General features: G+C 66.8%; 13 protein-coding genes. All 13 read left to right on the top strand.

Translation table 11 applies throughout. The annotated features are described in order from the left end of the window. Positions 1-42: 42 nt before the first annotated feature. From N4S67_RS21790 to N4S67_RS21730, 13 genes are read left to right on the top strand one after another with little or no spacing between them, the layout of a single operon-like run. Entirely contained in the window at positions 43-669 is a 627-nt protein-coding gene (locus N4S67_RS21790; RefSeq protein ID WP_390893483.1) for an NADH-quinone oxidoreductase subunit C, read from the top strand. Then, positions 669-2,003: an NADH dehydrogenase (quinone) subunit D gene (gene nuoD, locus N4S67_RS21785; RefSeq protein WP_260995091.1), complete on the top strand. Its 1,335-nt coding sequence runs from the start codon at positions 669-671 to the stop codon at positions 2,001-2,003. The genes N4S67_RS21790 and nuoD overlap by 1 nt, the downstream gene beginning before the upstream one ends. Beyond that, positions 2,000-2,881, top strand: a complete 882-nt coding sequence (nuoE, locus tag N4S67_RS21780) for an NADH-quinone oxidoreductase subunit NuoE (RefSeq protein ID WP_260995090.1) — start codon at positions 2,000-2,002, stop codon at positions 2,879-2,881. The genes nuoD and nuoE overlap by 4 nt, the downstream gene beginning before the upstream one ends. Further along, positions 2,878-4,194 carry an NADH-quinone oxidoreductase subunit NuoF gene (nuoF, locus tag N4S67_RS21775; protein ID WP_260995089.1) on the top strand — a complete coding sequence of 439 codons (1,317 nt, stop codon included), beginning with the start codon at positions 2,878-2,880 and terminating at the stop codon, positions 4,192-4,194. Before nuoE ends, nuoF begins: the two co-directional genes overlap by 4 nt. Beyond that, positions 4,194-6,581: an NADH-quinone oxidoreductase subunit G gene (locus N4S67_RS21770; RefSeq protein WP_260995088.1), complete on the top strand. Its 2,388-nt coding sequence runs from the start codon at positions 4,194-4,196 to the stop codon at positions 6,579-6,581. Before nuoF ends, N4S67_RS21770 begins: the two co-directional genes overlap by 1 nt. Beyond that, positions 6,578-7,825 (top strand): NADH-quinone oxidoreductase subunit NuoH, encoded by a 1,248-nt coding sequence (gene nuoH, locus N4S67_RS21765; protein WP_260995087.1) that lies wholly within the window; start codon positions 6,578-6,580, stop codon positions 7,823-7,825. The genes N4S67_RS21770 and nuoH overlap by 4 nt, the downstream gene beginning before the upstream one ends. Beyond that, positions 7,818-8,342 (top strand): NADH-quinone oxidoreductase subunit NuoI, encoded by a 525-nt coding sequence (nuoI, locus tag N4S67_RS21760; RefSeq protein WP_260995086.1) that lies wholly within the window; start codon positions 7,818-7,820, stop codon positions 8,340-8,342. The genes nuoH and nuoI overlap by 8 nt, the downstream gene beginning before the upstream one ends. Next, positions 8,339-9,109 carry an NADH-quinone oxidoreductase subunit J gene (locus tag N4S67_RS21755; protein WP_260995085.1) on the top strand — a complete coding sequence of 257 codons (771 nt, stop codon included), beginning with the start codon at positions 8,339-8,341 and terminating at the stop codon, positions 9,107-9,109. Before nuoI ends, N4S67_RS21755 begins: the two co-directional genes overlap by 4 nt. Further along, positions 9,106-9,405, top strand: a complete 300-nt coding sequence (gene nuoK / locus N4S67_RS21750) for an NADH-quinone oxidoreductase subunit NuoK (protein ID WP_260995084.1) — start codon at positions 9,106-9,108, stop codon at positions 9,403-9,405. The genes N4S67_RS21755 and nuoK overlap by 4 nt, the downstream gene beginning before the upstream one ends. Before the next feature lie 7 nt (positions 9,406-9,412). Continuing rightward, positions 9,413-11,293: an NADH-quinone oxidoreductase subunit L gene (gene nuoL / locus N4S67_RS21745; protein WP_260995083.1), complete on the top strand. Its 1,881-nt coding sequence runs from the start codon at positions 9,413-9,415 to the stop codon at positions 11,291-11,293. Beyond that, positions 11,290-12,855, top strand: coding sequence for an NADH-quinone oxidoreductase subunit M (locus N4S67_RS21740; RefSeq protein ID WP_260995082.1), 1,566 nt, complete (start codon positions 11,290-11,292; stop codon positions 12,853-12,855). The genes nuoL and N4S67_RS21740 overlap by 4 nt, the downstream gene beginning before the upstream one ends. Beyond that, complete coding sequence (nuoN, locus tag N4S67_RS21735) at positions 12,852-14,432, top strand: NADH-quinone oxidoreductase subunit NuoN (protein ID WP_260995081.1); 1,581 nt, start codon at positions 12,852-12,854, stop codon at positions 14,430-14,432. Before N4S67_RS21740 ends, nuoN begins: the two co-directional genes overlap by 4 nt. A 9-nt stretch (positions 14,433-14,441) precedes the next feature. Continuing rightward, positions 14,442-15,221 carry an enoyl-CoA hydratase gene (locus N4S67_RS21730; RefSeq protein ID WP_260995080.1) on the top strand — a complete coding sequence of 260 codons (780 nt, stop codon included), beginning with the start codon at positions 14,442-14,444 and terminating at the stop codon, positions 15,219-15,221.

Below are 15,221 nucleotides of genomic sequence, written 5' to 3'. Positions count from 1 at the left end.
GCTGATCTCAATCCTCCCGAGGTCATCGGCGTGCGCCGCGGCATGTTCGGCGCCAAGGGCTCGGGCGACACGTCGGGCTACGGCCGACTCGTCCGGCCGGTGGCACTACCGGGCGGTTCGCCGCGCCCGTACGGCGGCTACTTCGACGAAGTCGCCGACAAGCTGGCCGAGGGTCTCGGAGACGACGGTTACGCGCAGTCCATCGAACGGGTGGTGGTGTTCCGCGGCGAGCTGACGCTGGAGGTCCGGCGCGAGAAGCTGCCCGCGGTCGCGCAGGTGCTGCGCGACGATCCCGCATTGCGGTTCGAGCTGTGCCTCGGGGTCAGCGGTGTGCACTACCCCGACGACAAGGGGCGCGAACTGCACGCGGTCTACCCGTTGATGTCGATCACCCACAATCGCCGCATCCGCGTTGAGGTCGCCGCGCCCGACGCCGACCCGCACATCCCCTCCCTGTACGGGGTGTACCCGACCGTCGACTGGCACGAGCGGGAGACCTACGACTTCTTCGGGATCATCTTCGACGGCCATCCGGCGCTGACGCGCATCGAGATGCCCGACGACTGGGTGGGTCACCCACAGCGCAAGGACTACCCGTTGGGCGGCATCCCGGTCGAGTACCACGGCGCCGAGATACCGCCGCCCGACCAGCGGAGGGCCTACAACTGATGAGTACATCCCCCACTCCGCCCGAGCCGGGCGGTCCTGAAACGGTGGTCGTCGTCGGCGGACAGGACTGGGAAGAGGTCGTCGCCGCCGCCCGCCGAAACGCCGAGGCCAATGCCGGCGAACGCATCGTCGTCAACATGGGCCCCCAGCACCCCTCGACGCACGGCGTTCTTCGCCTCATTCTCGAGATCGACGGCGAGACCATCGTCGAGGCCCGTGCGGGCATCGGCTACCTGCACACCGGCATCGAGAAGAACCTCGAGTTCCGCAACTGGACCCAGGGCGTCACGTTCGTGACCCGAATGGATTATTTGTCACCGCTTTTCAACGAAACGGTGTACTGCCTGGGAGTCGAGAAACTGCTCGACGTCACCGACGACATCCCCGAACGGGCCAGCGTCATCCGGGTGATGATGATGGAACTCAACCGCATCTCCTCGCACCTGGTCGCGCTGGCCACCGGCGGCATGGAACTCGGCTCGATGGGCGCGATGTTCTACGGCTTCCGCGAGCGTGAGCAGATCCTGTCGATCTTCGAGACCATCACTGGGTTGCGGATGAACAACGCCTACATCCGGCCCGGCGGCGTGGCGATGGATCTGCCCGACGAAGCCATCCCGCAGATTCGCGACATGCTCAAGCTGATGCCGAAGCGGCTCAAGGATCTCTCAGACCTGCTGAGCGAGAACTACATCTGGAAGGCGCGCACCCAGGGCATCGGATATCTGGACCTCACCGGGTGCATCGCGCTGGGCATCACCGGTCCCTGCCTGCGGTCCACCGGCCTGCCCCACGACCTCCGCAGGGCGCAGCCGTACTGCGGTTACGAGAACTACGAGTTCGACGTCATCACCGACGACGCCTGCGACTCCTACGGCCGCTACCTGATCCGCGTCAAGGAGATGGACGAGTCGCTGAAGATCATCGAGCAGTGCCTGGACAAACTGAAGCCCGGTCCGGTGATGATCGAAGACAAGAAGCTCGCGTGGCCCGCCGACCTGAAGCTCGGGTCCGACGGGCTGGGCAACTCGCCCGAACACATCGCCAAGATCATGGGCCACTCGATGGAAGGGCTGATCCACCACTTCAAGCTCGTCACCGAGGGCATCCGGGTTCCGGCCGGGCAGGTCTACGTCGCGGTCGAGTCGCCGCGTGGCGAGCTGGGCGTGCACATGGTGTCCGACGGCGGCACCCGGCCCTACCGCGTGCACTACCGCGATCCCTCGTTCAACAACCTGCAGGCCGTCGCGGCCATGTGCGAGGGCGGCATGGTCGCCGACGCGATCACCGCGGTGGCGTCGATCGATCCGGTAATGGGCGGGGTGGATAGGTGAGCGTGTTCCTCGAATTGGGCCAGCGCCCCGACGAACCCGGCCCACCGATCCACGGTCAGAAGACCTATCCCGGTGACGTCGCCGCCCGCCTGACACGCGACGCGGAAACGGTGATCGCGCGCTATCCGCACAGTCGGTCGGCGTTGCTGCCGCTGCTGCACCTGGTTCAGTCCGAGGACGGGTGTCTCACCCCGGCGGGCATCGCGTTCTGCGCGGCACAGCTGGGGCTCACCGAGGCCGAAGTCACCGCGGTGGCGACGTTCTACTCGATGTACCGCCGTACGCCAACCGGCGAATACCTCGTCGGCGTCTGCACCAACACGCTGTGCGCGGTGATGGGTGGGGACGCGATTCTCGACGCGCTGCAGGACCATCTGGGCGTGCACGCCGGCGAAACCACCGACTCCGAGAATGGGGCGCCGCGCGTCACTCTGGAACACATCGAATGCAACGCCGCATGCGACTACGCGCCGGTCGTCATGGTCAACTGGGAGTTCTTCGACAACCAGACGCCGTCGTCGGCACGCGATCTCGTCGACGCGCTGCGGGCGGGCGAACCGCCGACGCCAACCCGTGGCGGCCCGCTGTGCACCTTCAAGGAGACCGCGAGAATCCTTGCCGGATTCGCCGATCCGGAAGCCGCCGCGGCCCAGGGACCGGCGGGACCCGCGACGCTCGCCGGTCTGCGTGTTGCGCGCGAGAACGGCATGCAGGCCCCCGAGGTCACCACCGTGACGGATTCGCACGCCGGGCCCGACGACGGCGAGGTCGCCGCTGATGCGATGAAGGACCAGGCCGCGCCTGCGCCATCAGCCACCGTGCCTGCCGAACCGAATACCACCGAAACCGACCCCACCGCAACGGATCGCAAAGCATGACCGCACTGACTCCCGTTTTCAGCCGGTACTGGGACGAGCCCGAACCCTGGTCGATGGAGACGTACCGCCGCCACGACGGCTACCGCGCGCTGGAACGCGCGCTCGGCATGGCTCCCGACGACGTCATCGCCACCGTCAAGGACTCGGGTCTTCGCGGCCGCGGCGGCGCAGGCTTCCCGACCGGCACCAAGTGGTCGTTCATCCCGCAGGACGACACCGGTGCGGGCGCCAAGCCGCACTACCTCGTGGTCAACGCCGACGAGTCCGAACCCGGTACGTGCAAAGACATTCCGCTGATGCTGACGACGCCGCACTTCCTCATCGAGGGGGTGATCATCGCGGCGTACGCCATCCGGGCCAACCACGCGTTCATCTATGTACGCGGCGAGGTGGTGCCGGTGCTGCGGCGACTGCAGGCGGCGGTCGCCGAGGCGTACGAGGCCGGCTACCTCGGCACCGACATCGGAGGATCCGGCTTCGATCTGGAACTCATCGTGCATGCGGGCGCGGGCGCCTACATCTGCGGTGAGGAGACCGCACTGCTGGACTCTTTGGAGGGTCGACGCGGGCAACCGCGGTTACGTCCACCGTTTCCTGCGGTGGCCGGCTTGTACGCCTGCCCAACGGTGGTCAACAACGTCGAGTCCATCGCCAGCGTCCCGCCCGTTCTGCTCAATGGCGTGGACTGGTTCCGCTCCATGGGGTCGGAGAAGTCGCCGGGCTTCACGCTGTACTCGCTGTCGGGCCACGTCACCAATCCGGGACAGTACGAGGCGCCGCTGGGCATCACGTTGCGCGAACTGCTCGAGTACGCGGGCGGGATCCGGGCCGGGCACTCGCTGAAGTTCTGGACTCCCGGTGGCTCGTCGACACCTCTGCTGACCGAGGAGCATCTCGACGTGCCACTGGATTACGAGGGAATGGCAGGCGCTGGGACCATGCTCGGCACCAAGGCGCTGCAGATCTTCGACGAGACCACGTGCGTGGTGCGCGCGGTGCGCCGCTGGACACAGTTCTACGCCCACGAGTCGTGCGGCAAGTGCACGCCGTGCCGGGAAGGCACCTACTGGCTTGCGCAGATCTACGAGCGCCTCGAGACCGGCGCGGGCACCGAGGCCGATATCCAGAAGCTGCTTGACATCTCCGACAACATCTTCGGAAAGTCGTTCTGCGCGTTGGGTGACGGCGCAGCAGCACCGATCATGTCGTCGATCAATTTCTTCCGCGACGAATACATGGCGCATCTGTCCGGCGGTTGTCCGTTCGACCCGCACGCCTCGACACTGATGGCGGCCGAAGGGGTGGGAGTCTGATGACGCAGACCGCCGACACTGGCGCCGCGGCCGACGTCGAGATGGTGAGCATGACCATCGACGGCGTCCAACTCAGCGTGCCGAAGGGCACATTGGTGATTCGCGCCGCCGAACTGCTCGGTGTACAGATCCCCCGGTTCTGTGACCATCCGCTGCTCGACCCGGTCGGCGCGTGCAGACAGTGCCTGGTCGAGGTCGAGGGCCAGCGCAAGCCGATGGCGTCGTGCACCACCACCTGCACCCCCGACATGGTGGTGCGCACCCAGTTCACCTCGGCGACCGCCGACAAGGCGCAGCAGGGCGTGATGGAGTTGCTGCTCATCAACCATCCCCTGGACTGCCCGGTGTGCGACAAGGGCGGCGAATGCCCTTTGCAGAATCAGGCGATGTCCAACGGCCGCACCGAAACCCGCTTCGAGGACGTCAAAAGGACGTTCCCGAAGCCGATCAACATTTCCTCGGAGGTGCTGCTCGACCGGGAACGCTGTGTGCTCTGCGCACGCTGCACCCGGTTCTCCGAGCAGATTGCGGGCGACCCGTTCATCGATCTGCTCGAGCGCGGCGCGCTGCAACAGGTCGGGATCGCCCCTGGGGAACCGTTCCAGTCGTACTACTCGGGCAACACCGTGCAGATCTGTCCGGTCGGCGCGCTCACCGGCGCGGCCTACCGGTTTCGCGCCCGGCCTTTCGACTTGGTCTCCAGCCCCAGCGTGTGCGAGCACTGCTCGTCGGGATGCGTCCAGCGCACCGACCACCGGCGCGGAAAAGTGTTGCGCCGCTTGGCAGGTGACGATCCGCAGGTGAACGAGGAGTGGAACTGCGACAAAGGTCGCTGGGCCTTCACCTACACCGGGCAGGGCGACCGCATCACCACACCGCTGGTCCGCGACGACGGCACGCTGCGTCCGGCCTCCTGGTCGGAGGCGATCAGCGTGGCGTGCGCCGGCCTGGCCGCCGCGCGGGGCAGTGCCGGAGTGCTCGTCGGCGGACGGGTGACGGTCGAGGATGCCTACGCCTATGCGAAGTTCGCCCGAATGGTGCTCAAGACCAACGACGTCGACTTCCGCGCGCGGCCGCACAGCGCCGAGGAGGCTGACTTCCTCGCCGCCCACGTTGCGGGCCAACCGATGACGGTCACCTACACCGACCTGGAGAACGCGCCTGCGGTACTGCTCGCCGGGTTCGAACCGGAAGAGGAGTCGCCGATCGTCTTTCTGCGGCTGCGCAAGGCCGTCCGCAAAAAAGCCTTGCAGGTCAAGGCGATTGCCCCGTTCGCCTCGCGCGCCCTTGTCAAACTGCGCGGCCAGCTGATCGCCGCTGCGCCAGGTGGTGAGGCCGCTGCGCTCGACGGTCTGGCCGACGACGAGCACCTGAACCTGCCCGGCGCTGTCATCCTCGTCGGCGAACGCCTCGCCACCTCACCCGGTGCCTTCTCGGCCGCAGGCAGGTTGGCGGCCGCGACCGGCGCCCGGCTGGCCTGGATCCCGCGGCGGGCCGGCGAACGCGGCGCACTGGAGGCCGGTGCGCTGCCCAACCTGCTGCCCGGTGGCCGACCGGTGTCCGATCCGGTCGCGCGCGAACAGGCCGCCGCCGGCTGGAACGTCGCCGAGGTGCCGAGCACTCCGGGCCGCGACACCACGGGCATCCTCGACGCGGCGCGACGCGGCGAGTTGGGCGCCCTGGTGGTCGCCGGCGTGGAACCGGACGATCTCGCCGACCCGGACGCGGCGCTGGCCGCGATCGAGGCCGCCCCCTTCGTGCTGAGTTTGGAACTGCGGGAGAGCGCGGTCACCGAACGTGCCGACGTGGTGTTCCCGGTCGCGCCGGTGGTCGAGAAGGACGGCGCTTTCCTGAACTGGGAAGGACGAATTCGTCCGTTCGGGCCGTCGCTGCAGAGCAACGCCGCGCCGGACCGGCGGGTGTTGCAGTTCCTCGCCGACGAGTTCGGTATCGACCTGAACATGTCCAGCGCGACGGCCGCCGGCGAGGAGATGGCGCGTCTCGGACTGTGGGGGGGCCCGCGGCTGAGCGGTCCGACAGTGCAGGCGGCGCAGCCCACGCACGCGGGCGCCGGGCAGGCGGTGCTGGCCGGCTGGCGCATGCTGCTGGACGCGGGACGCCTGCAGGACGGCGAACCGCACCTGGCGGGGACCGCGCACGCTCCGGTCGCGCGGATGTCGGCGGCCACCGCGAGTGGAATCGGCGCCGCCGAAGACGATTTGGTGACCGTGAGCACCGACCGCGGGCAGATCACGCTGCCGCTGGTCATCACCGAGATGACTGACGGCACCGTGTGGGTTCCCCTGAACTCCACCGGCTCGGGGGTGCACCGCAACCTCGGTGTCACCGCCGGAGCCGTCGTCTCGATCGGACGGGCGGCGCGATGACCTATCCGGATCCGACGCTGTTCGGCCACGATCCTTGGTGGCTGATTCTCGCCAAGGCGCTGCTGATCTTCGTCTTCCTGATGCTGACCGTGCTCACCGCGATTCTGATCGAGCGCAAGATCCTCGGTTGGATGCAGATGCGACCCGGCCCCAACCGCGTTGGACCGTGGGGGCTGCTGCAGTCGCTGGTGGACGGTGTGAAGCTGGCGTTGAAAGAGGGCCTCATCCCCGCCGGCGTGGACAAGTTCATCTACCTTGCCGCACCGGTCATCTCGGTCGTTCCCGCCTTCATCGCGTTCGCCGTGATCCCGATGGGCGGCGAGGTGTCGGTGTTCGGTCACCGCACGGCGTTGCAGCTCACCGACATGCCCGTCGCGGTGCTCTACATCCTGGCCGCCACGTCGATCGGCGTGTACGGAATCGTGTTGGCGGGCTGGGCGTCGGGATCCACCTATCCGCTGCTGGGCGGCCTGCGATCGAGCGCGCAGGTCATCTCCTACGAAATCGCGATGGCTTTGTCCTTCGCCGCCGTGTTCATCTACGCGGGCACGATGTCGACGTCCGGGATCGTGGCCAGCCAGGACGGGCTGTGGTACATCTTCCCGCTGCTGCCGTCGTTCATCATCTACGTGACGTCGATGGTCGGCGAAACCAACCGCGCGCCATTCGATCTGCCCGAAGCCGAAGGCGAACTGGTCGGTGGTTTCCACACCGAATACTCCTCGATCAAGTTCGCGATGTTCATGCTCGCCGAGTACGTCAACATGGCGACCGTGTCCGCGCTGGCGACCACCTTGTTCCTCGGCGGGTGGCACGCACCATGGCCGATCAACATGTGGGACGGCGCGAACACCGGATGGTGGCCGCTTCTCTGGTTCACCGGCAAGGTCTGGGCGTTCCTGTTCCTGTTCTTCTGGCTGCGCGGAACCCTGCCGAGGATGAGGTACGACCAGTTCATGGCCATGGGTTGGAAGATCCTAATCCCGGTCTCACTGGCCTGGATCATGATCGTCGCCACCACCCGCAGCCTGCGCAACCAGGGCTACGACCAGCTGTCCAGCGGCCTGGTCGCCGTGGGCGCCGTGGTGGCGCTGCTTCTGCTGTTCGCGCTGTGGCGGACCCTGCAGGCCAGAAAGATTCGGAACATCCCGAAGCAGGCAGTGGACACCGGCGTTTTCCCGGTGCCGCCCCTGCCTACCGAGGCCCCGAAGGGGACGGCTTCAAAGGAGGCGACGAATGCCTAAGTTCTTCGATGCGATCGCAGGTTTCAGGGTCACGTTCGGCACGATGTTCAAAAAGCGGCTCACCGAGCAGTATCCGGAGAAGCCGGGTCCGGTGGCCAAGCGCTATCACGGCCGCCACCAACTCAACCGGTATCCCGACGGGCTGGAGAAGTGCATCGGCTGCGAGTTGTGCGCATGGGCCTGCCCAGCTGACGCCATCTTCGTCGAGGGCGCCGACAACACCGAGGACGAACGGTTCTCCCCCGGTGAGCGGTACGGCCGGGTCTACCAGATCAACTATCTGCGGTGCATCGGGTGCGGTCTGTGCATCGAGGCCTGCCCCACCCGCGCCCTGACCATGACCAACGAGTACGAGATGGCCGACGACAACCGCGCCGACCTCATCTGGGGCAAGGACAAGCTGCTCGCTCCGCTGGAGTCCGGTATGCTGCCGCCGCCGCATCCGATGGCCGAGGGCAGCACCGACGAGGACTACTACCGAGGCAACATCGCGCCTCTCGCCGGGGACGCCAGGTGACCCTCGAGTTCCTCGCGAACGCGGCCGCCGATGTCGCCGGCCGCACCTCCACAACCGAGGCGGTGCTGTTCTGGGTACTGGGCACTGTCGCGGTGCTCGGTGCGCTGGGAGTCGTCACCGCACCGAAAGCGGTGTACTCGGCGATGTTCCTGGCCACCACGATGATCGTGTTGGCCGTCTTCTACATCGCCCAGGACGCGCTGTTCCTCGGCGTGGTGCAGGTCGTCGTCTACACCGGCGCCGTGATGATGCTCTTCCTGTTCGTGGTGATGCTCATCGGCGTCGACTCCTCCGAGTCGTTGGTCGAAACAATTCGGGGACAACGCATTGCGGCGGTCGCCGTCGGCATCGGCTTCGGACTGCTGCTCATCGCGGGGATCGGCAGCGTCTCGGTGGGCGGGTTCACCGGCCTGACGCAGGCCAATGCGAACGGCAACGTGGAGGGTCTTGCCGCGTTGATCTTCACCCAGTACCTCTGGGCGTTCGAACTGACTGGTGCCCTGCTGATCACCGCGGCCCTCGGGGCCATGGTGCTGGCGCACCGGGAGCGGTTCGAACGCCGGATGACCCAGCGCGAGTTGGCCGAGGAGCGCTTCAAACCCGGCGGGCACCCGACGACGCTGCCGAACCCCGGTGTCTACGCGCGCAACAACGCCGTCGACGTCGCGGCACGTCTTCCCGACGGGTCAGCGTCCGAGCTGTCGGTCAGCGCCCTGCTGCAGAAGCGCACCGTCGGTCAGACGAACGGCAGCGGAGGTGATGAGTGAATCCCGACAACTATCTCTATCTGGCTGCGCTGCTGTTCACCATCGGCGCCGCCGGTGTGCTGTTGCGGCGCAGTGCCATCGTGATGTTCATGTGCGTCGAGCTGATGCTCAACGCCTGCAACCTGGCTTTCGTGACGTTCTCCCGGATGCACGGTCAACTCGACGGGCAGGTGGTGGCGTTCTTCACCATGGTGGTCGCCGCGTGCGAAGTGGTGGTCGGTTTGGCGATCATCATGACCATCTTCCGGGCCCGCCGCTCGGCCTCGGTTGACGACGCAAGTCTGCTGAAACACTAAGGGTGCGATGACGACTCCTGTGTGGCTGACGATCGCCCTGCCGCTGGCAGGTGCAGCGATACTTCTCCTGGCCGGGCGGCGTACGAACAGTTGGGGCCATCTGCTGGGCTGCGCGGCCTCGCTCGGATCGTTCGCGGTCGGGGCGGTGCTCTTCGTCGACATGCTGGGGCGCGACCCCGACAACCGCACCATTCACGAGGCGCTGTTCAGCTGGGTACCGGTGGCGGGTCTACAGGTGGACTTCGGGTTGCAGCTGGACCAGTTGTCGATGTGCTTCGTCCTGCTCATCACCGGTGTCGGCTCCCTGATTCACATCTACTCGATCGGCTACATGGCCCTGGACCCCGAGCGGCGCCGGTTCTTCGCCTATCTGAACCTGTTCCTGTCCGCGATGCTGCTGCTGGTGCTCGCCGACAACTACCTCGGTCTGTATGTCGGCTGGGAGGGTGTCGGCCTGGCGTCGTACCTGTTGATCGGGTTCTGGGCACACAAGCCGTCGGCGGCCACCGCGGCGAAGAAGGCGTTCGTGGTCAACCGCGTCGGCGACATCGGCCTGGCCATCGCACTGATGGTTATGTTCGCCCACATCGGATCCGTTTCTTTCGCAGGTGTTTTCGCCGCCGCACCGGATGTGGGCGAGGGCGTGCTCACGGCGATCGGTCTGCTGCTACTGCTGGCGGCGTGCGGAAAGTCGGCACAGGTGCCGCTGCAGTCGTGGCTGGGTGACGCAATGGAGGGCCCCACGCCGGTGTCGGCCCTGATCCACGCCGCCACGATGGTGACCGCGGGCGTCTACCTGATCGTGCGTTCCGGCCCCGTCTTCGACCTCGCACCGAACGCGCAACTGGGGGTCGTGATCGTGGGCGCGGTCACGCTGCTGTTCGGCGCGATCATCGGGTGCGCGAAGGACGACATCAAGAAAGCGCTTGCGGCGTCGACGATGTCGCAGATCGGCTACATGGTGCTCGCCGCCGGCCTCGGACCCGCCGGATACGCGTTCGCGATCATGCACCTGCTCACCCACGGTTTCTTCAAGGCCGGGCTGTTCCTCGGCGCCGGGTCGGTGATGCACGCGATGAACGACGAGGTCGACATGCGCCGCTACGGCGGACTGCGCAAAGCGCTGCCGATCACCTTCATCACGTTCGGGCTCGGGTACCTCGCGATCATCGGGGTGCCGCCGCTGGCCGGCTTCTTCTCCAAGGACGGCATCATCGAGGCCGCGCTGGGAGCGGGCGGCGTCAAGGGCTACCTCCTCGGCGGAGCCGCCATCCTCGGCGCCGGGATCACCGCGTTCTACATGACGCGGGTGATGCTGATGACGTTCTTCGGCGAAAAGCGTTGGGGGTCGGACATTCATCCACACGAGTCACCAAAGGTGATGACGTGGCCGATGGTCCTGCTCGCGATCGGCTCGGTGGTCTCCGGTGGTGCGCTGGCCGTCGGCGGCACGCTCGAGCACTGGCTGGAGCCAGTCGTCGGCACCCACGAAATCCACCACGTCGCACCGGTTTGGCTGGTGACCACGGTGATCCTCGGGGTCGTCGCGGTCGGCATCGCGATCGCCTACCGGATGTACGGCAGGCAAGCGGTGCCCGCGGAGGTGCCCGCCGGATCGGCGCTCACGGTCGCGGCCCGTCGCGATTTGTACGGTGACGCCCTCAACGAAGAGGTGTTCATGCGGCCGGGACAGTTGCTGACCAGGGGGCTGGTGGAGATCGACGACGAAGCAGTCGACGGTGCGGGCTCTGGGCTTGCCGCCCTGGTGTCCCGATCATCGGGTGGACTCAGGAAGTTTCAGACCGGTTTCGCCCGCTCCTACGCGCTGACGATGTTGGCGGGCGCGGTGCTGGTGGTCGGCTCGATTCTGGCGGTGCAGTGGTGGTGACGTCGTTTCCGTGGTTGACGGTGCTGTGGGCGGTGCCGATCCTCGGCGCCGCCGTGGTGATCCTGCTTCCCGCGCCGATGCGCGCAGCGGCCAAATGGATTGCACTCGTCGTATCGATCGCCGTGCTCGCCATCACCGCGCTGCTCGCGGTGCAGTTCGACCCCGGCGGTGAGCAGTATCAGTTCGTCGAGGCGCACCGCTGGATTCCGTCGTTCGGCACCGGCTACATCCTCGGCCTCGACGGCATCGCGCTGGCGATCGTCGCACTCACTGCGGTGCTGGTGCCGCTGCTGCTGGTCGCCGGGTGGAACGACGTCAGCGACGAGGGCGCATGGGGCGGCCGTTCCACGCACGCGTATTTCGCGCTGACGCTGGCCGTCGAGGGCATGGTGATCATGTCCCTCGTCTCGCTCGACGTGCTGCTGTTCTACGTGTTCTTCGAGGCGATGCTGATTCCGATGTACTTCCTCATCGGTGGCTTCGGCGGCGCGGGCCGTTCGAAGGCCGCGGTGAAGTTCCTGCTGTACAACCTGTTCGGCGGCCTGATCATGCTGGCCGCGGTGATCGGTCTCTACGTCGTGACGGCGGGAAGCGACGCCTTCGAGGCCGGCACGTTCGACTTCCGGCAGATCGTCGCCGCCGTGTCGAGCGGCGACTTCGTCGTCAACCCGGCGGTGATGAACCTGCTGTTCCTCGGATTCATGTTCGCGTTCGCGATCAAGGCACCCCTGTGGCCGTTCCACCGCTGGCTGCCCGACGCGGCGGTCGAAGCCACACCCGCGAGCGCGGTGCTGATGATGGCGATCATGGACAAGGTCGGCACGTTCGGCATGCTGCGCTACTGCCTGCAGTTGTTCCCTGACTCCGCAACGTATTTCCGGCCGCTGATCATCACGCTCGCGGTGATCGGCATCGTGTACGGCGCGATAGTGGCGATCGGGCAGACCGACGTCATGCGTTTGATCGCGTACACATCGATCTCCCACTTCGGGTTCATCATCCTCGGCATCTTCGCGATGACGAGCCAGGGGCAGTCCGGCTCGACGTTGTACATGGTCAACCACGGCCTGTCGACGGCGGCACTGTTCCTGATCGCCGGATTCCTGGTGTCACGGCAGGGATCTCGTCTCATCGAGTCCTACGGCGGCGTGCAGAAGGTGGCTCCTGTGCTGGCCGGCACGTTCCTGGTTTCCGGCCTGGCGACCCTTTCCCTGCCCGGACTGGCGCCGTTCATCAGCGAATTCCTGGTCCTGATCGGCACGTTCACCCGCTACCCGGTGTTCGCGGTCGTCGCCGCAACCGCGTTGGTGTTGTCGGCCGTCTACATCCTGTGGATGTACCAACGGATGATGACCGGGCCGGTCAAGGACGGCAACGAGCGGCTGCGGGATCTGGTGCCCCGGGAAGTCCTGGTCGTCGCACCACTGATCGCGCTGCTGATCGGTCTCGGGGTGTATCCGAAACCCGCGTTGGACGTGATCAACCCCGCGGTCACCCACACGCTGACCACCATCGACCAGCCTGACCCGGTTGCCCCGATCGCCGAAGGGCCGATGCGATGAACCTGCAAGCCCCCACCGTCGAGTACGGCCTGCTGTCCCCGATGCTGATCGTGTTCGGGGTGGCCATCGCCGGCGTACTCGTCGAGGCCTTCCTGCCCCGCACGAGTCGCTACGGCGCGCAACTGGTCCTCAGCCTCGGCGGTTTGGCCGCCGCAGTAGCCGCCGTCGTAGTGCTCGCCCGCGACATGCACGGCACCGTCGGCCAGTCCGCCGTGATGGGCGCGGTCGTCATCGACACACCCGCCCTGTTCCTTCAGGCCACCATCCTGGTGGTCGGCGTGCTGGGCATCCTGCTCATCGCCGAACGCCAGATCGGCGCACAGGCCGACGGAATGCCCGCCGGGCGCGGCCTGGACGCGTTCACGCCGCAGGCGTCGGCCATTCCCGGCGCGGTCGCCGAACAGCTGGCGACCAAGGTCGGCATCATCCAGACCGAGGTCTTTCCGCTGACGATGTTCGCGATCGGCGGCATGCTGCTGTTCCCGGCGGCCGACGATCTGCTGACGATGTTCATCGCGCTGGAGGTGCTGTCGCTTCCGCTGTACCTGTTGTGCGGACTCGCGCGCAGGCACCGCCTACTGTCACAGGAAGCTGCACTGAAATACTTTCTGCTGGGCGCGTTCTCGTCGGCGTTCTTCCTTTTCGGGGCGGCGATGTTGTACGGCTACGCCGGCACGCTGGACCTGCGCGGCATCGCCGACGTGGTGGCGTCCGGATCCGGAAAGACTTCGCTGGCGCTGATCGGCACCGGCCTGCTGCTCGTCGGACTGCTGTTCAAGATCGGGGCTGTGCCGTTCCACTCCTGGATCCCCGACGTGTATCAGGGTGCGCCGACGCCCATCACCGCGTTCATGGCTGCCGCCACCAAGATCGCGGCGTTCGGCGCCACGCTGCGCATCTTCTACGTGGCACTGCCCGAACTGCGCGACGACTGGCGGCCCGTGCTGTGGGCCGTCGCGATTCTGACGATGGTGATCGGCACCGTGACCGCCGTGACGCAGACCGACGTCAAACGGATGCTGGCCTACTCCGCAGTGGCGCACACAGGGTTCATCCTGACCGGCGTGATCGCCGGAAACGAGTCGGGACTGTCCTCGACGCTGTTCTACCTGTTCGCCTACGGATTCTCCACCGTCGGCGCCTTCGCCGTGGTGAGCCTGGTGCGCAACACCGCCGACGGCGACGAGGACACGGCGATGGCGCGCTGGGCCGGGCTCGGCAGACGGTATCCCGTTGTCGGCGTAGTGTTCTCGCTGTACCTCCTCGCGTTCGCGGGCATTCCGCTGACCAGTGGCTTCGTCAGCAAGTTCGCGGTGTTCAAGGCCGCCGGCGAGGGCGGGGCGATCCCGTTGGTGATCGTCGGCGTGGTCGCCAGCGCGGTGGCCGCGTACTTCTACGTGCGGGTGATCGTGCTGATGTTCTTCACCGATCCACCCGAGGACGCGCCGGAGGTGGTGGTGCCGAGCGTGCTGAGCACCGCGGTCGTCACGATCACCGCGGCGGTGACGTTCGCGCTCGGCGCACTGCCGCAGCCCATTCTGGACCTGGCGAACAACGCCAACCAGTTCCTGCGTTAACGTCGCGCAGTGTCCGACTCACTAGTCCTCGTCGCCGACCACGGCGCCGTTCGCATGCTCACGCTCAATCGGCCTGAGGCCAGGAATGCGTTGAGCCGGGACCTTATTCGCGCGGCCTACGCGGCGCTGACGGAGGCCGACACCGACGAGGCGGTGCGCGCGGTCGTGTTGACCGGTACCGACCCCGCGTTCTGCGCGGGTGTCGACCTCAAAGAGGCGCAGCGCGACGGACTCAAGTATTTCGAGGAGTTCCGGTCGCAGAGTTGCATCGCGGCCACCGCCAAGATGAGCACACCCATCGTGGGCGCCGTCAACGGCGCGACGTTCACCGGCGGTTTGGAGATGGCGCTGGGCTGCGACTTCCTGATCGCCTCGGAGCGAGCGGTGTTCGCCGACACGCACGCCCGCGTCGGCATCCTGCCCGGCGGGGGCATGACGGCCCGGCTCCCCCAGGTCGTCGGCGTCGCGATGGCCAGGCGGCTGTCGATGACCGGTGAGGTGGTCGACGCCGCACGTGCCGAACGTATCGGGCTGGTCACCGAAGTCGTCGCCCACGAGCGGCTTCTGGAGCGCGCGCTCGAACTCGCGACGCAGATCGCCGAGGTGCCGGGCCCGGTGATGCGGGGACTCAAGGAGATCTACACCACCGGCGCCGCGGCGGTGATCGACCCCGCGCTGGCAGCCGAGCAGACGATCGCGTTCGCCCAACACCGCGACTTCGAGGGGCTCGGCGATCAGTTCCGGGCGGTGGCCGCGCGCAACAAGGATCAGATCGCACCTGGGGAATAG

It is taken from the genome of Mycobacterium deserti (genome assembly GCF_025345615.1).
GTDB classification, from domain to species: domain Bacteria; phylum Actinomycetota; class Actinomycetes; order Mycobacteriales; family Mycobacteriaceae; genus Mycobacterium; species Mycobacterium deserti.
Note: the sequence above shows the minus strand (reverse complement) of the source record. Positions and strands in the feature narration are given on the sequence as shown.

Bases quoted from the DNA above. Each gene is read 5' to 3' on its own strand.
- nuoN (WP_260995081.1), top strand. From the start codon at position 12,852: ATGAACCTGCAAGCCCCCACCGTCGAGTACGGCCTGCTGTCCCCGATG.
- N4S67_RS21790 (WP_390893483.1), top strand. From the start codon at position 43: ATGTTCGGCGCCAAGGGCTCGGGCGACACGTCGGGCTACGGCCGACTC.
- nuoD (WP_260995091.1), top strand. From the start codon at position 669: ATGAGTACATCCCCCACTCCGCCCGAGCCGGGCGGTCCTGAAACGGTG.
- N4S67_RS21770 (WP_260995088.1), top strand. From the start codon at position 4,194: ATGACGCAGACCGCCGACACTGGCGCCGCGGCCGACGTCGAGATGGTG.
- nuoL (WP_260995083.1), top strand. From the start codon at position 9,413: ATGACGACTCCTGTGTGGCTGACGATCGCCCTGCCGCTGGCAGGTGCA.
- nuoH (WP_260995087.1), top strand. From the start codon at position 6,578: ATGACCTATCCGGATCCGACGCTGTTCGGCCACGATCCTTGGTGGCTG.
- nuoI (WP_260995086.1), top strand. From the start codon at position 7,818: ATGCCTAAGTTCTTCGATGCGATCGCAGGTTTCAGGGTCACGTTCGGC.
- nuoF (WP_260995089.1), top strand. From the start codon at position 2,878: ATGACCGCACTGACTCCCGTTTTCAGCCGGTACTGGGACGAGCCCGAA.